The following is a 21154-nucleotide window of genomic DNA, read 5'->3' as shown; positions in this document are numbered from 1 at the left end:
TGGAGAGTGGAGCAAAAGCAATATAACTTGTACGATGTTGTGGAAATGAAAAAAGCCCATCCGTGTGGTGCAAATCGTTGGAAAATCATTCGTATGGGAATGGATATCCGCATTAAGTGCGAGGGATGTGGCCATTCGGTAATGATTCCTCGAAGAGAGTTTGATCGCAAAGTGAAAAAAATTCTTGTAAAGCACGAAGAATAAAGAAAAAGTAACAGCTGCTCCAGGCAGCTGTTACTTTTTTGAACTTTTAGGGAACTTGTCATTTTATTCGTTACTATCTATAATGATGGAAGATTGAGACATAGGAGTGAAAAATATGGGATTAACGGCTGGGATTGTTGGTTTGCCAAACGTAGGAAAATCAACATTATTTAATGCAATTACACAAGCGGGAGCAGAATCTGCAAACTATCCATTCTGTACAATTGATCCGAACGTAGGGATTGTAGAAGTACCAGATGAACGCTTAAATAAACTAACGGAACTAGTAGAACCGAAAAAAACTGTTCCAACTGTATTCGAATTTACTGATATTGCAGGTATCGTAAAGGGTGCAAGTAAAGGTGAAGGACTAGGAAATAAATTCTTATCTCATATTCGCCAAGTAGATGCAATTTGCCAAGTTGTTCGTTGTTTTGAAGATGAAAATATTACACACGTTTCAGGAAAAGTAGATCCAATTGATGATATTGAAACAATTAATTTAGAGCTAATCTTAGCTGACTTGGAATCTGTTGATAAGCGTATTGAACGTGTAGCAAAATTAGCAAGACAAAAGGATAAAGAGGCGGTATACGAACACGAGATTTTAGTTCGTTTAAAAGAGGCATTCGAAGCAGGTAAACCAGCTCGTACTGTTGAATTTACAGACGAACAAATGAAAATCGTTAAAGGTCTTCACTTATTGACAACAAAAGAAATGCTTTACGTAGCCAACGTAAGTGAAGATGATATTATGGATCCATCTGAAAACGAATATGTAAAGATGGTAAAAGAATTTGCAGCAAATGAAAATTCACAAGTGATTGTTGTTTGTGCAAAAATTGAATCGGAAATCGCTGAGCTAGACGAGGAAGAGAAAAAAGTATTCCTTGAAGAGTTAGGTATTGAAGAATCAGGTTTAGACCAGTTAATTCGTGCTGCGTACGACTTATTAGGCTTAGCTACTTATTTCACAGCTGGTGTACAAGAAGTACGTGCATGGACATTCAAACAAGGCATGAAGGCACCACAATGTGCTGGGGTTATTCATACAGACTTTGAACGTGGATTTATTCGTGCTGAAACAGTTTCATATGATGATTTAATGGAGAACGGTTCTATGACAGCTGCTAAGGAAGCAGGAAAAGTGCGTTTAGAAGGAAAAGAATATATCGTAAAAGATGGAGATGTTATGCACTTCCGCTTTAACGTGTAATTCAATATTTCCTAGGAAAAACAGGGATATAAACTTGGTGAACATATCATATGTTTGCCAAGTTTTTTATTTATTGGTTAGTTGATTCATCTAACTTACTATGATATAATCTAAACTCGTGAGTAATTACTATATAATTAATTGCTCCTTGCCCATTATGGGCCGTTTAGACCAAAAGGAGGTGAAAGTGTAATGAAAAAGTACGAAATCATGTACATCATCCGTCCAAATATGGAGGAAGAAGCTCAAAAAGCTTTAGTTGAGCGCTTCGCAGGCGTTTTAACTAACAATGGTGCAGAAATCATTAACACGAAAGAGTGGGGTAAGCGTCGTTTAGCTTACGAAATCAACGACTTACGTGACGGTTTCTACATGATCTTAAACGTAAATTCTGATGCAGAAGCTGTTAAAGAATTCGATCGTTTAGCTAAGATCAACGAAGATATCCTTCGTCACATCGTTGTTAAAGAAGAAGAATAATAATTAAGATATATAGGGAGAGTGGTTCGATTGATGAATCGTGTTATCCTCGTTGGTCGTTTAACTAAGGACCCTGACTTACGTTACACGCCCAATGGTGTTGCGGTAGCTACTTTCACGTTAGCTGTAAATCGCGCATTTGCGAATCAACAAGGTGAGCGTGAAGCTGACTTTATTAATTGTGTAATATGGCGTAAACAAGCAGAAAACGTGGCGAATTATTTGAAAAAAGGTAGCTTAGCAGGCGTAGATGGACGTCTTCAAACTCGTAATTATGAGGGACAAGATGGTAAACGTGTATATGTAACAGAAGTTCTTGCGGAGAGCGTACAATTTTTAGAGCCGCGTAATAGCGGTGGGGAGCAACGTGGTTCATTCAATCAGCAACCATCAGGAGCTGGTTACGGTAACCAAGGCTCTAACCCATTTGGTCAATCTGGTAATTCAGGTAACTCAGGTAACTCTGGATTTACGAAGAATGACGATCCATTTTCAAATGTAGGTCAACCGATTGATATTTCGGACGACGATTTACCATTCTAATGGTATAGATCGGTTATTTTTAACAAAGAATGGAGGGAAATAGACATGGCAGGACGCAAAGGTGGACGTGCGAAACGTCGTAAGGTGTGTTTCTTCACTTCTAACGGCATCACTCGCATCGACTATAAAGATGTTGATTTATTAAAACGTTTCGTTTCTGAGCGTGGTAAAATTTTACCTCGTCGTGTAACAGGAACAAGCGCAAAATACCAACGCAAACTTACAGTTGCAATTAAACGTGCTCGTCAAATGGCACTTTTACCATATGTTGGTGAATAATAGCGTATGAAATGCACAGTAGAGTGAGACTCTACTGTGCATTTTGCTATGCTTTTCTTTTTGGAAAGAGAGGTTAAAGGATGAAACGTACAAGGCTCATTACAGAAGGATCGATTTTATTAGCGGTATATGCTGTACTGCTTTTAATATCCCTGTATATTCCGATTGTAAGTATTGTTGCGATATTTGCATTACCCCTACCATTTCTATTGTTTATGGTAAGATATCCGTTTTCTAGTACGTGTATGCTTTTTGCAGCTGCACTTTTTGTTACCATTATTGTTAGTTCTCCGCTGAGTCTCGTGAATACATGTATGTCTGGCATAATAGGTGTTGCTTTAGGATATATGTATAAGAAGAAAAAAGGACCAGTGGAAATATTGTTAGTAGGAATGCTTGCATATTTGTTTAGTTTTGTTCTTATTTATGTTGTAAGTATAAAACTTTTAAACATAGATTTAATTAAGCAAATGCAAGATATGCTTAAAGAAGGAATGGAACAAAGTGAGAAGATAATGAAAGCTACCGGTGCGCCGATTAGTAAAGAGCAAAAAGATTTATTCGGACAGTTTAGTGATATAATCTGGATGCTTCTACCAAGTTTACTTGTAATGGTTTCTTTAATCTTTTCTTGGTTGACGGTCTTGATGGCAGGGAATGTTTTAAGAAGATTGAAGTATACTGTAACACCGTGGTCTAAATTTCGAGATATGCAATTGCCAAAGAATATTGTTTGGTATTACGTTATATTTATTTTGCTTTCCACTTTTATAAAGGTGGAATCAGGTTCATATTTAGACATGGCATTCACTAATCTATATACTATTTTTTCTTTGTTACTCGTATTTCAGGGATTTTCATGTATAGCCTTTTTTGCACATATAAAAGGCTATACGAAGGCGATTCCTATTATTAGCTTTGTTTTAGTTATGATTGTTCCTATCTTGTTTCCTCTTGTAACAATCTTAGGTATAATTGACTTAGGCTTCTCGTTACGTTCTAAAATACAATCAAAATAGGAGAGCGTTATATTAGCTTTTTGCATTACGGGTTTCGTAGTGAAAGTTTAACTTGAGGGCGTTTAATTTGTTCAACTAACCAGAGGTAAAAATGGATTAATTTCTACTTAGGTTAGTTTTACTTTATAGGAGTTGAATACATGCCTGAATTTTATAAGAGACAGCGGTTTTTATATCCTGTTTATGTATTGGCATTTTTTATATTTGTGCTTATTACCATTCTCGGTTGTTTTAACTGGATGATGGGAATGGCCGCTTTTTTTATTTTTTGTATTGTCCTCTTTTTTGTAATTCGATCTGAGCTTGCCTTTCAGAGGAATTTTGAAAAGTACACAACGGATATGATTACAAGGGTAAAGAAAGTAAGTAATGAAGCGTTTAATCAAATGCCAATTGGTATTTTGTTATACAATAGGGATTATGGAATTGATTGGTCAAATCCTTATTTATCTTCTTGTCTAGGGCAACATTCCTTAGCGGGATGGCATTTGTATGATGTATCAGAAACGTTACTTCTCTTTATTAAAGGAGAAACGGCTGATGATATTGTATCATTAAATAATCGTAAATTTCGTGTGTTTGTAAGGAAAGAAGAAAAGTTAATTTACTTCTTTGATGTAACAGAGCAAACAGAAATTGAAAAAATGTATGAAGATCAGCGTACAGTTCTCGCGATTATTTATTTGGACAACTATGATGAAGTTACACAAGGATTGGATGATCAATTACGTACGAATATCACGAGCCTGGTGACATCACGCTTAAATGAGTGGGCTATCAAATATGGTGCATATTTAAAACGGGCTTCTTCAGAGCGTTTCTTCGTTGTGTTAAATGAAAGTATTTTGGCACAAATGGAGAAAGGAAAGTTTGATATTTTAGATCAAGTACGTGAAGAAACATCAAAAAGAAATATTCCACTTACATTAAGTATTGGTGTAGGATCGGGCGATTTATCTTTATCAGAGCTTGGAGCAATGGCGCAATCTGGTTTAGACCTCGCTTTAGGACGAGGTGGAGATCAGGTTACGATTAAACAAGCAACAGGTAAAGTGAAATTTTATGGTGGTAAAACAAATCCTGTTGAAAAACGCACGCGTGTACGTGCAAGGGTTATCTCGCATGCATTAAAAGATTTAGTATTAGAGAGCAGTAATGTTATTATAATGGGTCATAGGGCTCCTGATATGGATGCAATTGGTGCAGCAATTGGAATTTTAAAAGTAGCGCAGTTAAACGAGCGTGAAGGGTACATTGTATTAGATGAGAATGATTCTGATAAAGGTATTAAACGTTTAATGGATAAAGTGAAACAAAATGAGGAATTATGGTCTCACTTTATTACGCCACAACAGGCTATGGAGTTTGCAACGGATGATTCATTGCTTGTTGTCGTTGATACTCATAAACCTTCCATGGTGATGGAGGAAAAGCTTTTGCATAAGATTGAAAACGTAGTTGTGATTGACCATCATCGCCGTGGTGAAGAATTTATTGAAGATCCTCTTCTTGTGTACATGGAGCCATATGCGTCTTCGACAGCCGAGCTTGTAACAGAACTTCTTGAATATCAGCCGAAACGTTTAAAAATGACAATGTTAGAAGCGACAGCATTACTGGCTGGTATTATAGTAGATACAAAAAGCTTTACTTTCCGGACAGGTGCTCGTACATTTGATGCAGCTTCTTACCTACGTTCGCATGGAGCGGATACAGTTCTTGTGCAAGAATTACTGAAAGAAGATATGGAGCAGTATTTACGAGTTGCAAAAACGATTCAAAATGCTTACATTTATAAAAATGGAATTGCGATTGCCAAAGTAGTTGGTGATGAATATTACGATCAAGTATTAATTGCGCAATCAGCTGATACGTTGTTGACGATGACAGGAGTAATTGCATCTTTTGTTATTGCAAAACGTGGGGAAAGCTTTATCGGAATTAGTGGACGTTCTTTAGGTGAAGTAAACGTACAGCTAATTATGGAAAACTTAGGTGGCGGCGGACATTTAACAAATGCTGCTACACAGATGAAAAATATAACGGTCGATGAAGCTGAAGATAAACTTCAATTTGTTATTGATGACTATTTACAGGGAGGCACACAATCATGAAAGTAATTTTTCTAAAAGACGTAAAAGGTAAAGGGAAAAAAGGAGAAGTAAAAAATGTACCGGACGGTTATGCAAATAACTTCTTATTAAAACAAGGATTAGCTGCTGAGGCAACTAACAGTAGCATGAAAACATTAGAGGCGCAAAAGCGTAAAGAAGAAAAAGATGCAGCGGCTGAACTTGAAAATGCTAAAAAATTAAAAGAAACTTTAGAGAAATTAACTGTAGAGTTAAAAGCAAAATCTGGTGAAGGTGGTCGTTTATTCGGCTCTATTACAAGTAAGCAAATTGTAGATGCAATGCAAAAAGCACATAATATTAATCTTGATAAACGTAAATTTGAAATGGACGATGCAATCCGTGCGTTAGGATATACAAATGTAATTGTAAAATTGCATCCGCAAGTAACAGCGACAGTAAAGGTTCATGTTAGTGAACAATAAAAATAAGTTAGGCAAGGAGGATTGCGTATGAGTGACGTACTTGCTGATCGTACCCCTCCGCATAATATAGAGGCCGAGCAAGCAGTTCTAGGTGCTATCTTCCTCGATCAAGATGCGTTAACTTCGGCTTCAGAACTGCTGCTACCGGAATCTTTCTATCGGACAGCACACCAAAAGATTTTTGGGGTTATGCTTGAACTATCTGATAAAGGAGAACCAATTGATTTAGTTACCGCAACAGCAGCTCTTGCTGACCAAGGGTTGTTAGAAGAGGTTGGTGGTGTTTCCTATTTAGCGGAATTAGCGGAAGCTGTTCCGACGGCTGCCAATGTAGAGTATTATGCACGCATAATTGCGGAAAAATCACTTTTGCGCCGTTTGATTCGAACAGCAACTCACATTGTATCAGATGGTTATGAACGTGAAGATGATGTAGAAGGCTTGCTAAATGAAGCGGAGAAAAAAATATTAGAAGTATCACATCAAACAAATGCAAAAGCATTCCAAAATATTAAGGATGTTCTTGTAGATGCTTATGATAAAATTGAACTTTTGCATAATCAAAAAGGTGAAGTCACAGGGATACCGACTGGATTTACTGAATTAGATAAGATGACAGCAGGATTTCAGCGTAACGATTTAATCATTGTGGCAGCCCGTCCTTCAGTAGGGAAAACGGCCTTTTCACTGAATATCGCGCAGAATGTGGCGACTAAAACAGATGAAAATGTAGCAATTTTTAGTTTAGAGATGGGTGCCGATCAGCTTGTTATGCGTATGCTCTGTGCAGAAGGGAATATTGATGCGCAAAGGCTTCGTACTGGTTCGTTAACTTCAGATGATTGGGCGAAGTTGACAATGGCAATGGGAAGTCTTTCGAATGCTGGTATATACATTGATGATACGCCGGGAATTCGTGTTAGTGAAATTCGTGCAAAATGCCGCAGGCTAAAACAAGAGCAAGGGCTTGGCATGATTCTAATTGATTACTTACAGCTTATTCAAGGTAGTGGGAAATCTGGTGAAAACCGTCAGCAGGAAGTATCTGAAATTTCCCGTACATTAAAAGGAATTGCGCGTGAGCTACAAGTGCCTGTTATTGCCTTATCTCAGCTATCTCGTGGTGTTGAATCTCGTCAAGATAAACGTCCGATGATGTCTGATATTCGTGAATCAGGAAGTATTGAGCAGGATGCCGATATTGTGGCATTCTTGTATCGTGAAGATTACTATGATCGTGAAACGGAAAATAAAAACACGATTGAAATTATTATCGCAAAGCAACGTAATGGTCCGGTAGGTTCTGTAGAACTCGCATTCGTGAAGGAATTTAACAAATTCGTAAACTTAGAGCGGCGTTTTGACGACGGACATGCACCGCCGGCATAGTAGAAGTATAAAAAAGAAACACATTTCTTATAATAAGATGTGTTTCTTTTTTTATGAACAAAAGATAGGGCTTTCATCGTGTGAATAAAGTATTCTTACGAACGAAATAGATAAAAGATAAAAAAATGTTCGTTTTTAAATTGACTTCTTTTTTCATTTTGGTACAATTATATTGTTTGAAAAGTTCGTTTGAAAATTGCGGAGGTGCTTGAATAATGTCTTCAGTAGTAGTTGTAGGAACACAGTGGGGCGATGAAGGAAAAGGTAAAATTACTGATTTCCTTTCTGAACATGCGGAAGTAGTTGCAAGATATCAAGGTGGAAACAACGCAGGACATACAATTGTTTTCGGCGGTGTTAAGTATAAACTACACTTAATTCCATCTGGTATTTTCTATAAAGAAAAAATTTGTGTTATCGGAAACGGTATGGTAGTAGATCCAAAAGCATTACTTGTAGAATTAAAATACTTACACGATCGTGGTGTAAGCACTGATAATCTACGTATTAGTAACCGTGCGCACGTTATTTTACCTTATCACTTAAAACAAGATGAGTTAGAAGAAGAGCGTAAAGGTGATAATAAAATCGGTACAACAAAAAAAGGTATCGGTCCAGCATACATGGATAAAGCTGCTCGCGTTGGTATTCGTATGGCTGATCTTTTAGATCGTGAAGCATTTAAAGAAAAGCTTGAACGCAATTTAGCAGAAAAAAATCGTCTGTTTGAAAAAATGTATGATGCAGAAGGCTTTAATGCAGATGAAATCTTTGAAGAGTACTTTGAGTATGGTCAACAAATTGCACAATACGTATGCGATACATCTGTTGTATTAAATGATGCATTAGATGAAGGACGCCGCGTATTATTTGAAGGTGCGCAAGGCGTAATGCTTGATATCGACCAAGGTACGTACCCATTCGTTACATCTTCTAACCCAGTTGCTGGTGGTGTAACAATCGGTTCTGGTGTTGGTCCTTCTAAAATCAAACGTGTAGTAGGTGTATGTAAAGCATATACAAGCCGTGTTGGTGACGGTCCATTCCCTACTGAACTTAATGATGAAATTGGTCATCAAATTCGTGAAGTTGGTCGTGAATATGGTACAACAACAGGTCGTCCACGCCGTGTAGGTTGGTTTGATAGCGTTGTTGTTAGACATGCACGCCGCGTAAGTGGTTTAACAGATCTATCTTTAAACTCTATCGACGTATTAACAGGTATTCCAACTGTGAAAATCTGTATTGCATATAAATATAATGGAGAAGTTCTGGATGAAGTTCCAGCAAACTTAAACATTTTAGCGAAATGTGAGCCTGTATATGAAGAACTTCCAGGTTGGACTGAAGATATCACAGGTGTAAAATCATTAGCTGAACTTCCTGAAAATGCAAGACATTATGTAGAGCGTGTGTCTCAACTAACAGGTATTCAATTATCTATGTTCTCTGTTGGTCCAGATCGTAATCAAACAAACATCGTTCGTAACGTATACGGTGGTTAATTAAGATAAAATTGATTTATTTAAGAAAAAACTCATGCTTATGTGAGTTTTTTCTTATTTTTTTATAAAAAAAATATAAAAAGGTATTGCAAAAATAAAAGTTGTTGTGGTAAGATAACTCTTGTCGTCACGAAAATATGACGTTGGTGAGTATGAGCCATTAGCTCAGTTGGTAGAGCATCTGACTTTTAATCAGAGGGTCGAAGGTTCGAGTCCTTCATGGCTCACCATTTTATTTTTCGTGGCCCGTTGGTCAAGTGGTTAAGACACCGCCCTTTCACGGCGGTAACACGGGTTCGAATCCCGTACGGGTCATGTCTTTTTATATATGTTTTGTGGTTCCGTGGTGTAGTGGTTAACATGCCTGCCTGTCACGCAGGAGATCGCCGGTTCGACCCCGGTCGGGACCGCCACTTTTGTTTATACCACCATTAGTGGTTTTATATATATGTTTTGGCTCGGTAGCTCAGTCGGTAGAGCAGAGGACTGAAAATCCTCGTGTCGGCGGTTCGATTCCGTCCCGAGCCACTCTCAGGATATTAAGTGGGCCCACTTAATATCCTTTTTATATTGTTCAATTTTACAAATGAGAGTAGTTATTTTACAATAGAATGAGGAGCCTCTAGCAGTTGAAGCTAGAGGTTTTTCTGTAGATCGTATAGTGATCCACTTATAAGTGAATCATACATGATTCTATGAGAATAGAGGAGAAAATACTCAAACAAAGGATACGATTGTTTGGCTATATGCCATACAGATAGCTGTGCATGTTTGAGGATGATTGACCATATTTTTATTAGGAGGAAATAAACAATGATGGGAAAGAAAATCTTAGTCGTTGATGATGAGAAACCGATTGCAGATATTTTAAAATTTAACTTAGAAAAAGAAGGCTTTGAAATTGTGATGGCGCATGACGGTGACGAAGCCATTGAAAAGGCGAACGAGGAACAACCAGATATGGTTTTATTGGATATTATGTTACCGGGGAAAGATGGGTTAGAGGTTTGTCGTGAAATACGAAAAAACTCTGAAATGCCAATCATTATGCTAACTGCGAAAGACTCTGAAATCGATAAAGTGCTGGGACTAGAACTTGGTGCAGATGATTATGTAACAAAACCATTTAGTACGCGCGAATTATTGGCGCGTGTCAAAGCAAACTTGCGTCGTCATCAACAAGGTGGCTCAGCTGAAAAAGAAGAAAATACAGAAATGGTTATTGGACCAATTGTGATTAATCCAAATGCGTACAGTGTAACAAAAAGAGAAGAAAGCATTGAACTTACGCATCGTGAATTTGAATTGCTTCACTATTTGGCGAAACATTTAGGACAAGTTATGACGCGTGAGCATTTATTACAAACAGTTTGGGGCTATGATTATTTTGGAGATGTACGTACGGTAGATGTAACAGTACGCCGTTTACGTGAGAAAATTGAAGACAATCCAAGTCACCCGACTTTAATTGTAACAAGACGTGGAGTAGGGTATTACTTGCGTGATCCAGAGCAGGAATAGTATATGAAGAAAGTTGGTTTTTTTCAATCGATTCATTTGAAATTTGTGCTCATATATATGCTATTAATTTTGATAGCAATGCAGGTTATTGGTGTATATTTTGTTCGTGAACTTGAGAAAAGTCTCGTACAAAGTTTTAAGGATTCATTAACGCAACAAACGAATTTACTGTCTTACAATTTGAAGCAAGAGTTTACAAAAGAGCGTGAAAAAACAGACCCACCCTTAGAAGAGGCTATTAAAACGTCAATCACGGAATTCGCATCAGACCGAAAAAAAGACATTCAAGAAGTAAGTGTTATTGATCCAAACAGACGGCTTTTAGCGGTATCCTTAGAATCTAAGCAAGGTAGGGTAGGTAAAACGGTAACAGATATATCTGTCCAACGGGCTATTGTACAAAAAAAGGCTGAAGGAAAGATTGAGAAAGATGGAACTACCGGTCATCGTGTCCAAGTTATGGCAACCCCAATTGAGGGAGAGAAGGGGAAAATAATTGGTGTCATTCATATCGTTGCTTCTATGGAAGATGTTTATAAGCAGATGAAGGATATCAATCAAATTTTTGCAACCGGGACAGTGATTGCTTTATTAGTAACAGCAGTTTTAGGAATTTTATTAGCTCAAACAATTACAAGACCAATTTCAGATATGCGAAGACAAGCAATTGAAATGGCAAAGGGAAATTACTCTCGTAAAGTAAAAGTACATAGTCACGATGAAATTGGTCAATTAGCACTATCGTTTAATAATTTATCAAAAAAATTACAACAAGCACGTTCTTCGACTGAAAGTGAAAGACGTAAGCTTTCGTCCGTTTTATCTCATATGACAGATGGCGTAATTGCTACTGATCGAAAAGGAGACATTATTTTATTAAATGATCCTGCGGAAAAGATGTTAAACGTTTCACGTGAAACGGCATTAGATCAGTCTGTTTTAGAAGTATTAGGTATTCAAGAGGAATTTACACTCGATCATCTGTATGAAGAACCAGATTCTGTTTTATTAGATTTCAGTACGCGAAATGAACCGTATATTTTGCGAGCTAGTTTTTCCGTTATTCAAAAGGAAACAGGGAAAACAAATGGTTTAATTGCTGTATTATATGATGTGACAGAACAAGAGCGTATTGACCGTGAGCGCCGTGAGTTTGTGGCGAATGTATCACATGAACTGCGGACACCGTTAACGACGATGCGTAGCTATTTAGAGGCACTTAGTGATGGTGCATGGCAAGATCCGAATATTGCACCACAATTTTTAACAGTTACACAAGAAGAAACGGAAAGAATGATTCGACTTGTGAATGCATTGTTGCAATTATCTAAATTAGATAGTACGGAACATCGTTTAATGAAAGAATGGGTAGACTTTACAGATTTCTTTAATAATGTTATCGATCGTTTTGAAATGTCGAAAGAACAAAATGTAATCTTTAAACGTTCATTCTCTAAGAAATCTCGATTCATTGATATGGACGCTGATAAAATTACACAAGTTTTATATAACATTATTTCAAATGCTTTAAAGTATTCTCCTGAAGGTGGAACAGTAACATATCGCCTGCGCGATCGAGAGGATATGTTAGAAATTAGTGTAAGTGACCAAGGAATGGGTATTCCAAAAGAAAATGTAGAGAAGATTTTCGAACGTTTTTATCGTGTAGATAAGGCACGTTCAAGACAGATGGGTGGAACAGGCTTAGGTTTAGCAATTGCTAAGGAAATGATTGGGGCGCACGGTGGATCTATTTGGGCGAAAAGCGAAGAAGGGAAAGGAACAACTATTTATTTCACCCTTCCAATGGCGAAGGAAGAAGAGGACGATTGGGAATGAATATGGAAAACTTTAAAACCATTGTCCTTATTAACTTAGTTGTCATTAGCCTGTTTCTTACTTTTAATTTGTGGACGTATGTACCTGATTCTAATTCGGTGCAAAGCACAAAGGTTGTCCAAGGGAATGCAGATGCACTAAAACAAGATATTTCAGATGTAATTGTCCCATCCTCTATGATTGTTCATAAGGATAAGAAGCATTTCGTAAGTGAAAGGAAAGCTAATATTGACTTGTTATATACAGTTATCGAGAGAGGAGAATTACATGATTTTAAGGATATCACGAATTCTATCTCAAAAGGTGATTTCCTCTCTTATGTGCATGGGGAAGACAAGATTGAAATTGTCTTTCCGACCGAGGTTCCATTTGATGCAATTAGGAGCGTATTAACAATTAAAGATAAGAAATTAGATATGCTTAATTTTGATCGTATTATTGTCGATCCATCTAGAAGTCGTGATCAAAATATTGATGTGAATTTTGTTTCTTACAGCAATCGTAAAATATATAAAATGACATTAACAGGTGTGAATCTAAGAGATATTGTAAATGCACAAAATCAATTTCTAGCTTTAGCAAGACCGTATTTTGCTTATGAAATAAATGATACGAAAAAAATATTTTTACCAGATGATTCAACAGAAATGCAAAATCTAATGTATTTTGCTACAGAAATGGGAGTGGAATCATTTAAAAATGCACTATTTAGTGATCCGCGTTATGTAACTCCTATTTCTAATGAATTAGAAGAAACCTATACAGATGGTATTCGCCTTATGCAAATAAACAAGCAGAACCGAATACTGAAGTATACAAATTCATCTGTGGCTAGCGGTGCGCGTATGTCCGGTAATCTCCTTATGCAAAGAAGTTTCGAATTTGTTAATAGTCATAGCGGCTTAACGGATGCATATAGATTTGATTATCTAAATTCAAAGGGGAAAACAAAATTCCGTTTATATGAGGAAGATTTACCTGTATTTAATCGTGACGGAATGACTGAATTAACACAAGTATGGGGATCGGAAGAACTAATTAGCTATAAGCGACCATTATTTAATTTATTAATTAATAAAGCTGAGGATAAAAAGACAGTGCTTCCAGCTGGACGGACCGTTATCCAGTCATTAGAAAAAAATCCGAATATAGATAAAAAGTTAATTCAAGATATAGGAATTGGTTATAAATTAGTAACAGAAAATGGACCGAATGGACATGTTGCAAGTGGAAACTTAGAGCCAATTTGGTATGTAATTTATGATGAAGATTATCAAGTATTTGAGTGGAGTGAAGAGAGGGAGGGAGAGCTAATTGGATTGGAATCGGATTAAAACAATATTTATTGTTACCTTTTTTATTTTAGACCTCTTTCTCGTGTTTCAATTCATTCAAAAGCAAGATAGTAATCAATTAGAGTTAATGGCAGAAACAAAGGTAGATCAGCAGTTAAAAGATGATAAAATTACCGTTGGTGATTTGCCAAAAGAACCAAAGAAAGATTCTTTTATTATAGCGAAAAATAAGGAATTTAAAGAAGAGGATATCCGTTCCTTAAAAAACCAAACAGCTATTTTACAAGATGTAAATACAATTGTAAGTAAATTAAAGGAACCATTGTTAAACGCAAAAACATTATCTAAAGATAAGTATAGTGATTTTTTGAAAAACTATGTGTTAGATGGTCAGAAATATGAGTTTGGTAAAGCGGAAGCAACGAAAATCTATTTCTTTCAAAAATATAAAGATAAGCCTATTTTTTATAATGATCATGGGATGATTGTTGTGGATTTAAATGAGAAAGGTGAATTTGTTTCGTATACACAAACAATGTTAACCGATTTAAAAGAGATGGGTGAAAATGAAAAAGCAAAAGAGCAAGAAATTATTACAGCTCAAACAGCTTTAGAAAATTTATACTTTAAGAATGAAATAAAACAAAATACGCATTTTAAAGAAGCACAGATTGGATATGCAACTCTTGTTGCATCTTCTGCTTCTAATATACAAGTGCTTGCTCCGACATGGAATTTAAAAACAGATCGAAAAGTAGATTATTTTGTGAATGCTATTGAAGGACAAGTTATTAAGTTAGAGAAAGAAAAGGAAAAGGAAAATGAAAAAATAATGGAGTGAGCAGAAATGAGTTTGCATTTTAGTGTACTTGCAAGCGGCAGTACAGGAAATGCGCTATATGTAGGGACTGAGAAACAAAAATTGCTCATTGATGCAGGCTTGAGTGGAAAAGCGACAGAAGCTTTATTTCAGAAAGCTGAATTGGACATTCAAGATATATCAGGTATTCTTGTAACACATGAGCATAGTGATCATATTAAAGGTCTCGGTGTTTTGGCACGTAAATATCAGTTACCTGTGTATGCAAATGAAAAAACGTGGAACGCTATGGAACATTTAATTGGTAACATTCCAACTGATCAAAAGTTTGTTTTCTCAATTGGTGATGTGAAAACATTTGGAGATATTGAAGTGGAATCGTTTGGTGTTTCTCATGACGCGGCAGAGCCAATGTTTTATGCATTTCATCATAATGGTAGGAAATTGGCTCTTATTACAGATACAGGTTATGTAAGTGATCGTATGAAAGGTATCATTAAAGGAGCAAATGCATTTGTGTTTGAAAGTAATCATGATGTTGAAATGCTTCGTATGGGACGCTATCCATGGAGTATAAAACGACGCATTTTAAGCGATGTGGGTCATGTTTCTAATGAAGATGCAGCACTTGCAATGACTGATGTTATCACAGATGAGACGAAACACATTTATTTAGCGCATTTAAGTTTAGATAATAATATGAAAGAATTAGCACGTATGTCTGTTGCACAGGTGCTAGAGGAAAAAGGTTTTGCAGTTGGAGAAGCGTTTGAGATACATGATACGGATCCAAAGGCACCAACGAAAATTCAATACGTATAATTCTTGATTTTAGTAAACAATAAAGGAAAATATAGTTGTTTTCAGGAGGATTGGTGAACAAGTATGTCCTTTATTGATGAAGAAGAATTTCGTATGAAACGAGCAGGTAAAAAGAAGCACAAAGGTATCGTTATTTCTAGTATAGCAGGAACAATTGTTGGGGCTTCATTGTTTGCATTTGGAGCTCCTTTATTTTCTGAATCTGAAACTAGCCCATTACAGCAAGCAGAAGCAAGTGAAGAGAATATGATAGTAAAGCAATCACAAACAGCGAACCATTCTGGTTTTGTAGATGCTGTTGATCGTGCATCGGAAGCGGTTGTTGGTGTAATAAACATTCAGCGTGATAATTTTTCAGAAGCAGATTCAGAAGCTGGGACAGGATCAGGCGTCATTTATAAGAAAACAAATGGTCATGCTTATATCGTAACGAATCATCATGTTGTTGCGGGAGCGAATCGTATTGAGGTGAGCTTAAGTGATGGAAAAAAGGTTCCTGGTAAAATATTAGGTAGCGATGTAGTTACAGATTTAGCTGTTCTAGAAATAGATGCAAAACCAATAAAGAAAGTAATTGAAATTGGTGATTCTAATACGGTTCGTCGTGGAGAAGCAGTTATTGCAATTGGAAACCCACTTGGATTACAATTTTCAGGAACTGTTACACAAGGAATTATTTCTGCAAATGAGAGAATTGTACCTGTAGACTTAGATCAAGATGGGCATTATGACTGGCAGGTAGAAGTATTGCAAACAGATGCAGCTATTAACCCAGGGAATAGTGGCGGTGCACTTGTAAATGTGGCAGGACAACTTATTGGAATCAACTCGATGAAAATTGCAGCGAAAGAAGTAGAAGGAATTGGGCTTGCTATCCCAGTTACAAGAGCAGTTCCTGTTATGAATGAGCTTGAAAAGCACGGGAAAGTAAGGCGCCCTTATGTTGGGGTCGAACTAAGATCTTTAAATGAAATTCCGAATTATCACTGGTCCGAAACATTGCATTTACCAAGTAGTGTAACAACGGGCGTTTGTATTTTAGATGTAAAAAGTCCATCACCTGGTGCAGATGCTGGATTACGAGAATATGATGTAATTGTAGCAATCGATGGAAAACCAGTGCATGATATTATTGGATTCCGAACAGTTTTATATAATAAAAAAATCGATGATAAAATGACACTAACATTTTATCGTGGTACAAAAAGGTCAACAACAACAGTGAAATTAGGCAGTCAAAACTATTAAGAAAACAGGAGGACAGCCCTCCTGTTTTCTATTGTGGAAAAGTGAGGTGAAGAATATGGATTTACCTTGTTGTCTAGAACATGTAGAGTTAGCACTAGATATCATTGTGGATGAGTGTGAAGTGGCGCCGGTTATCAACAATGTGGATAACTCAGAAAAAGAACAAAAAACATGTGAATTTTGTCAAAATAAGGCGACATATGTTGTATCGAACACAGATTCTCACACAATATGTGGGTAGTGTGTGGATATGTGGATAAGTTTTGTGGATAACGTGTTTGTAAGGTGGGGAATACGTGTGAATATCTCGATTATTTCAATTGGAAAATTAAAAGAAAAATATTTAAAACAAGGTATTGCAGAATACTTAAAACGACTATCTGCGTATGCAAAAGTAGAAATTATTGAATTGCCGGATGAAAAAGCACCGGAAAATTTAAGTGAAGCAGAAATGTTAATTGTAAAAGAAAAAGAAGGTATACGTATACTGGATAAAATTTCAGATGATACACATGTTATTGCATTAGCAATCGAAGGAAAACAAAAGTCATCAGAAGAATTTGCAGCAAATCTTGATCGCCTTGCGACATATGGAAAAAGTAAAGTGGCATTTGTAATCGGGGGCTCACTAGGCCTTAGCTCGGAAGTGATGAAGCGCTCTAACGAATCACTTTCATTCTCGAAAATGACACTGCCGCATCAGTTGATGAGATTGGTACTTTTAGAGCAAGTGTATCGGGCGTTTCGGATTAATCGTGGTGAACCGTATCATAAGTAAATAAGATTTTTCAAATAGGATGTTCTTTATTGTGAAATACAGTTGCAGAGTCTACGCTTGTATTCAAGTATAATGTAATTAAAAGGGAAAATTTCGAATATTATACCGGAAAAAATCGCTATTTTAAGCTGTTTTTTAGAAAACTAAAGTAGAAGTTAACTCTTGATATAAATACCCCTTGGCACAATTGTGCCAAGGGGTGTTTATATTGGTACAGCTGTTATAAATGTAGATAGTTTACAGGAGGAGAACTACATGCGTCATATAATCCAATCAGCGGAGTTGTTGCAACGGTCTTATTTCTTGGAATAGGGCTGTTTCTTAGAGCGATAAGAATCAAAAGAGAAAGTAATCCAAACGATAAGGTTGAACAATCAGTTACAATTTAAAGTCCCTCTCTTTAAGGTATCAATATTTTACGTATATAACGATCTTACTGGCTTAAAATAGGTGGAAATATAACCCTCATGAAATACAATATGGTGAACCGGATCTTAAGTGAAAATATATTAATATATGAATTAATTTATATATATTGGTATTCTTGTTGTAATAATAGTATAGTAATACACTAGTGTGTGAATGGTAGAAGATTATCGGAGACAAGTTTCTGATGGTCTTCTACATATTTTTTGAGTGAAAATGGTAACATGTGTCTTGAATAAGCATATTTTCATTTTTGAGAAATTATGTTGTAATAGTGATAGAACAATATTTCGTTCTGTTCTAAGTAGTCAAAGAAGTGGGGAATTAAGATTGAAAAAGTTTAAGAAGTTTTACTTAGAGATTACTAGTGTATGTAATCTTGCATGCAGTTTTTGTCCGCCAACAGAACGACAGAAGCAATTTCTTTCTGTGGAGGATTTTTCTAAGAGATTAGACCAGATTAAACCTCACACAGACTACATTTATTTACATGTAAAAGGTGAGCCGTTGCTCCATCCTAAAATAGATCAATTGCTAGACTTAAGTCATGAAAAAGGGTTTAAAGTTAATATTACAACCAATGGAACGTTAATTAATAAAAAGAGGCATAAATTATTAAATAAACCTGCATTAAGACAGATGAATTTTTCACTTCATAGCTTTGATGGTCATCCAGGATCTGAAGATAAAGAAGGATATGTAAGAAGCATCCTTTCTTTTATTAAAGAAGCAACGAGTCAATCAGAATTAATTGTTTCGCTGAGACTATGGAACCTGACACAAGACAATAAGACGAATCTTGAAATACAAAGAAACAGACAGTTATTAGAAATTATTGAGAAAGAATTTGATTTACCATACAAAATTGAAGAGAAGATCACACCAGGAAGTGGTGTGAAGATTGCGGATCGCATTTTCATTAACCAAGATTACGAATTTCAGTGGCCGGCCTTGCATGAAGAAGAGGACGATGGAAAGGGCTTCTGTCATGGTCTTCGAAATCAAGCAGGTATTTTAGCAAACGGAACTGTTATTCCTTGTTGTTTAGATGGTGAGGGAATCATTAACCTTGGAAATATTAATGAGGCCTCATTCTCTGAGATTATCGAAAGGGATAGAGCTAAAAATCTTGTAGATGGATTTTCACGTAGAGTGGCAGTAGAGGAATTATGTAGAAAATGCGGGTATCGTAAAAGATTTGGAAAATAAGAAATGAGCCCTCATAAGAATGGTAAATACATTCTCATGGGGGCTCATTTTTGATTACTCTTGATAAGAACGTTCTAACTCATCAATTAATGAACCAACATAAGAAACAGCTTTACGGACTGGCTCTGGTGTCGACATATCAACTCCAGTATGTTTTAGTAGTTCAAGTGGTTCCATCCTTCCGCCTGCACGCAGTACATCGAGCCAACGATCAATAGCTGGCTGTCCTTCTTCTTGAATCAACTGGGCTACAGCAGTCGATGCAGTTAAACCGGCAGAATACGTGTATGGATATAAACCCATATAATAATGCGGTTGACGCATCCAAGTTAAACCTGCCCCTTCATCAATTTTAACCGTATCTCCCCAAAACTCAGAAAGAACATTCGTTTTTACTTCTGTTAATGTTGTTGCAGTAAGGGCTTTTCCATCCTCAGCTAAAGTGTATACCCTACGTTGATATTCGGCTTCAAGTAAATGGGTGACAAAATTATGATAATAAGTTCCTACTAACTGTGAGATAACCCATCGGCGCATTCTCTTATCTTCATTTGTAGCTAGCAAATGCTGGGCAAGTAGCACTTCATTCATCGTAGATGGTGCTTCAACGAAATACAAGGACGGACGAACGTTCATCATACGTTGATTTTTATTTGCTAAATAAAAATGTCCGGCATGTCCGAATTCATGTGCTAATGTAAAACATCCACGCATATTACCTTGCCACGTAATGAGGATGTAAGGATGTGATCCATATGGGCTAGAGCAGAAGGCGCCAGTTGATTTTCCAACATTATCTGCGAGGTCTACCCATCTTTCTTTAAAACCTTTTTCTATGATTGCACTGTATTCAGGGCCCAATACTTTTAAAGATTCCTGAATTAATTTACCAGCTTCTTCGTAATTTATTGTTGGATTGAAATCTGGATCTAGCGGTGCATGCAAGTCACAAAAAAGCATTTGTTCAAGTCCTAAAACTTTCTTTTTAAGCGCAGCAAAGCGGCGCATATGAGGTGCTAATTCTTTATAAATAATATCTAGCTGATTGTTATACATTTCGAGTGTTACTTTCTGTGGATCCAAAAGCATATGAGTGACAGAATCATACTTACGTAAACGAGAGAGTGTTACTTGCTTCGTGACCTCTGTTGAGTAAGTAGCAGCAACAGTGTTTTTATATTGTTTGAGCGTTGAAATGAAAGATTTATACGCTTTTCTGCGAATATCTGTGTTAGGAGAAAACTCGTAGCGACTTTCAAATAATGCAAAGGATACCGGTAATTCCGCGCCTTGTTCATCCTGTATAGGAGAAAACTCCATATCTGCTAACTTAGTCATTCCATAGATTTTATAAGGTGCTCCATGTACTTCACCAAGCGCTGCGAGTGCTTCTTCTGTTTCTGGCGAAAGCTTATGCTTTCTCGTTTCCAGAATGTCTAATAGCGATTTACGGAAAGGCTCAAGCTCTGCTTCATCTTGAAGATATTTTTCAATTGTTCCTTCAGGAAGTAGCAGAACTTCATTTGGAATAAAAGATAGGGCTGTATGCAGCTTTGTGCCTAAGGTAGAAATTTTTGATGAATTTGCTTGGATAATCGGATCTGTTCGGTCTGTAGATTCTTTTAAGTTTGCAAATGTCAAAAGTTTAATCAATTTCATCAACAGTTGCTCTTGTAAGAGTAGGCAATCTAATAAAACCCTTGGTCCATTATGCAAAGTTGTTTTAAAGGTATCTATTTTCTTCATATCTTCTTCCAGCACTTTGAGTGCATCTTCCCAATCCTGATCGGACGTAAATAAATCAGTGAGGTCCCATGTTAATTCGACAGGGACTTCTGAGCGAGTAAGCCGTTTCTCTATTACATTTTCCATTTTGAATCCCTCCTTATTATTTCTAATATTTAATAACATAATACTAGAAAATTCTGTTAATTGAAACTATTTATCTATTTGATAAGGGAATCGGAGGAATCTCTGATTGGTTATGTACATTGAATCGTATCA

General features: G+C 36.5%; 19 protein-coding genes, 4 tRNA genes and 2 pseudogenes. 24 read left to right on the top strand and 1 reads right to left on the bottom strand.

The features are described from left to right. Positions 1-6: 6 nt before the first annotated feature. The 24 genes and pseudogenes from Y7E_RS0104315 to Y7E_RS0104205 all read left to right on the top strand — a co-directional run bounded on the left by Y7E_RS0104315 (position 7) and on the right by Y7E_RS0104205 (position 19150). Entirely contained in the window at positions 7-204 is a 198-nt protein-coding gene (locus Y7E_RS0104315; protein WP_016112820.1) for a DUF951 domain-containing protein, read from the top strand. A gap of 115 nt (positions 205-319) precedes the next feature. Then, positions 320-1420 carry a redox-regulated ATPase YchF gene (gene ychF, locus Y7E_RS0104310; protein ID WP_017150087.1) on the top strand — a complete coding sequence of 367 codons (1101 nt, stop codon included), beginning with the start codon at positions 320-322 and terminating at the stop codon, positions 1418-1420. A 192-nt stretch (positions 1421-1612) separates the two neighbouring features. Further along, positions 1613-1900 (top strand): 30S ribosomal protein S6, encoded by a 288-nt coding sequence (rpsF, locus tag Y7E_RS0104305; protein WP_017150086.1) that lies wholly within the window; start codon positions 1613-1615, stop codon positions 1898-1900. A 30-nt stretch (positions 1901-1930) separates the two neighbouring features. Next, a complete protein-coding gene (gene ssb / locus Y7E_RS0104300) occupies positions 1931-2443 on the top strand; it encodes a single-stranded DNA-binding protein (protein WP_017150085.1) in 513 nt (170 codons plus the stop codon). A 45-nt stretch (positions 2444-2488) separates the two neighbouring features. After that, positions 2489-2722, top strand: a complete 234-nt coding sequence (gene rpsR / locus Y7E_RS0104295; RefSeq protein WP_000918874.1) for a 30S ribosomal protein S18 — start codon at positions 2489-2491, stop codon at positions 2720-2722. A gap of 80 nt (positions 2723-2802) precedes the next feature. Then, positions 2803-3741 carry a YybS family protein gene (locus Y7E_RS0104290; protein ID WP_017150084.1) on the top strand — a complete coding sequence of 313 codons (939 nt, stop codon included), beginning with the start codon at positions 2803-2805 and terminating at the stop codon, positions 3739-3741. Between the two features lie 140 nt (positions 3742-3881). Beyond that, entirely contained in the window at positions 3882-5855 is a 1974-nt protein-coding gene (locus tag Y7E_RS0104285; protein WP_017150083.1) for a DHH family phosphoesterase, read from the top strand. Next, positions 5852-6298, top strand: coding sequence for a 50S ribosomal protein L9 (gene rplI, locus Y7E_RS0104280; RefSeq protein ID WP_017150082.1), 447 nt, complete (start codon positions 5852-5854; stop codon positions 6296-6298). Before Y7E_RS0104285 ends, rplI begins: the two co-directional genes overlap by 4 nt. 27 nt (positions 6299-6325) lie before the next feature. Next, entirely contained in the window at positions 6326-7687 is a 1362-nt protein-coding gene (dnaB, locus tag Y7E_RS0104275) for a replicative DNA helicase (RefSeq protein WP_017150081.1), read from the top strand. Positions 7688-7902: 215 nt separating this feature from the next. Next, positions 7903-9192 (top strand): adenylosuccinate synthase, encoded by a 1290-nt coding sequence (locus tag Y7E_RS0104270; RefSeq protein WP_017150080.1) that lies wholly within the window; start codon positions 7903-7905, stop codon positions 9190-9192. Between the two features lie 154 nt (positions 9193-9346). Then, positions 9347-9422 (top strand) — tRNA-Lys (locus Y7E_RS0104265). 13 nt (positions 9423-9435) lie between these two features. After that, positions 9436-9507 (top strand) — tRNA-Glu (locus tag Y7E_RS0104260). 22 nt (positions 9508-9529) lie between these two features. Further along, positions 9530-9605: transfer RNA gene (locus tag Y7E_RS0104255), tRNA-Asp, on the top strand. Positions 9606-9647: 42 nt separating this feature from the next. Further along, positions 9648-9720 (top strand) — tRNA-Phe (locus tag Y7E_RS0104250). A gap of 285 nt (positions 9721-10005) precedes the next feature. Further along, positions 10006-10713, top strand: coding sequence for a cell wall metabolism DNA-binding response regulator WalR (walR, locus tag Y7E_RS0104245; protein WP_017150079.1), 708 nt, complete (start codon positions 10006-10008; stop codon positions 10711-10713). Positions 10714-10716: 3 nt separating this feature from the next. Beyond that, positions 10717-12552, top strand: a complete 1836-nt coding sequence (gene walK / locus Y7E_RS0104240) for a cell wall metabolism sensor histidine kinase WalK (RefSeq protein ID WP_017150078.1) — start codon at positions 10717-10719, stop codon at positions 12550-12552. Continuing rightward, positions 12549-13886: a YycH family regulatory protein gene (locus Y7E_RS0104235; RefSeq protein WP_017150077.1), complete on the top strand. Its 1338-nt coding sequence runs from the start codon at positions 12549-12551 to the stop codon at positions 13884-13886. Before walK ends, Y7E_RS0104235 begins: the two co-directional genes overlap by 4 nt. Then, positions 13867-14711, top strand: a pseudogene (locus tag Y7E_RS0104230) (two-component system regulatory protein YycI). Before Y7E_RS0104235 ends, Y7E_RS0104230 begins: the two are co-directional and overlap by 20 nt. Beyond that, positions 14695-15489 carry an MBL fold metallo-hydrolase gene (locus tag Y7E_RS0104225; protein ID WP_017150075.1) on the top strand — a complete coding sequence of 265 codons (795 nt, stop codon included), beginning with the start codon at positions 14695-14697 and terminating at the stop codon, positions 15487-15489. Before Y7E_RS0104230 ends, Y7E_RS0104225 begins: the two are co-directional and overlap by 17 nt. Before the next feature lie 63 nt (positions 15490-15552). Next, positions 15553-16737, top strand: a complete 1185-nt coding sequence (locus tag Y7E_RS0104220) for a S1C family serine protease (protein ID WP_017150074.1) — start codon at positions 15553-15555, stop codon at positions 16735-16737. Positions 16738-16792: 55 nt separating this feature from the next. Continuing rightward, positions 16793-16978, top strand: a complete 186-nt coding sequence (locus tag Y7E_RS0104215; RefSeq protein WP_026049089.1) for a CxxH/CxxC protein — start codon at positions 16793-16795, stop codon at positions 16976-16978. A gap of 57 nt (positions 16979-17035) precedes the next feature. Next, positions 17036-17515 (top strand): 23S rRNA (pseudouridine(1915)-N(3))-methyltransferase RlmH, encoded by a 480-nt coding sequence (rlmH, locus tag Y7E_RS0104210; RefSeq protein ID WP_017150072.1) that lies wholly within the window; start codon positions 17036-17038, stop codon positions 17513-17515. Positions 17516-17781: 266 nt separating this feature from the next. Beyond that, positions 17782-17904: pseudogene (locus tag Y7E_RS33135) on the top strand (CPBP family intramembrane glutamate endopeptidase); the annotation flags it as partial. 367 nt (positions 17905-18271) lie between these two features. Continuing rightward, entirely contained in the window at positions 18272-19150 is an 879-nt protein-coding gene (locus tag Y7E_RS0104205; RefSeq protein ID WP_017150071.1) for a radical SAM/SPASM domain-containing protein, read from the top strand. Between the two features lie 54 nt (positions 19151-19204). Here Y7E_RS0104205 and pepF read toward each other — a convergent pair whose 3' ends face one another. Further along, positions 19205-21022 (bottom strand): oligoendopeptidase F, encoded by a 1818-nt coding sequence (gene pepF, locus Y7E_RS0104200; RefSeq protein ID WP_017150070.1) that lies wholly within the window; start codon positions 21020-21022, stop codon positions 19205-19207. Positions 21023-21154: the final 132 nt, after the last annotated feature.

The organism is Bacillus bingmayongensis (genome assembly GCF_000299035.1).
Taxonomy (GTDB): domain Bacteria; phylum Bacillota; class Bacilli; order Bacillales; family Bacillaceae_G; genus Bacillus_A; species Bacillus_A bingmayongensis.
This window is presented reverse-complemented; position numbering and strand designations above follow the sequence as displayed.

Excerpts from the sequence above, each read along its gene's own strand:
- Y7E_RS0104235 (WP_017150077.1), top strand. The coding sequence starts at position 12,549 with ATGAATATGGAAAACTTTAAAACCATTGTCCTTATTAACTTAGTTGTC.
- Y7E_RS0104270 (WP_017150080.1), top strand. The coding sequence starts at position 7,903 with ATGTCTTCAGTAGTAGTTGTAGGAACACAGTGGGGCGATGAAGGAAAA.
- Y7E_RS0104290 (WP_017150084.1), top strand. The coding sequence starts at position 2,803 with ATGAAACGTACAAGGCTCATTACAGAAGGATCGATTTTATTAGCGGTA.
- Y7E_RS0104285 (WP_017150083.1), top strand. The coding sequence starts at position 3,882 with ATGCCTGAATTTTATAAGAGACAGCGGTTTTTATATCCTGTTTATGTA.
- ychF (WP_017150087.1), top strand. The coding sequence starts at position 320 with ATGGGATTAACGGCTGGGATTGTTGGTTTGCCAAACGTAGGAAAATCA.
- dnaB (WP_017150081.1), top strand. The coding sequence starts at position 6,326 with ATGAGTGACGTACTTGCTGATCGTACCCCTCCGCATAATATAGAGGCC.
- rpsF (WP_017150086.1), top strand. The coding sequence starts at position 1,613 with ATGAAAAAGTACGAAATCATGTACATCATCCGTCCAAATATGGAGGAA.
- Y7E_RS0104215 (WP_026049089.1), top strand. The coding sequence starts at position 16,793 with ATGGATTTACCTTGTTGTCTAGAACATGTAGAGTTAGCACTAGATATC.
- Y7E_RS0104220 (WP_017150074.1), top strand. The coding sequence starts at position 15,553 with ATGTCCTTTATTGATGAAGAAGAATTTCGTATGAAACGAGCAGGTAAA.
- rpsR (WP_000918874.1), top strand. The coding sequence starts at position 2,489 with ATGGCAGGACGCAAAGGTGGACGTGCGAAACGTCGTAAGGTGTGTTTC.
- rplI (WP_017150082.1), top strand. The coding sequence starts at position 5,852 with ATGAAAGTAATTTTTCTAAAAGACGTAAAAGGTAAAGGGAAAAAAGGA.
- walR (WP_017150079.1), top strand. The coding sequence starts at position 10,006 with ATGATGGGAAAGAAAATCTTAGTCGTTGATGATGAGAAACCGATTGCA.
- walK (WP_017150078.1), top strand. The coding sequence starts at position 10,717 with ATGAAGAAAGTTGGTTTTTTTCAATCGATTCATTTGAAATTTGTGCTC.
- Y7E_RS0104225 (WP_017150075.1), top strand. The coding sequence starts at position 14,695 with ATGAGTTTGCATTTTAGTGTACTTGCAAGCGGCAGTACAGGAAATGCG.
- pepF (WP_017150070.1), bottom strand. The coding sequence starts at position 21,022 with ATGGAAAATGTAATAGAGAAACGGCTTACTCGCTCAGAAGTCCCTGTC.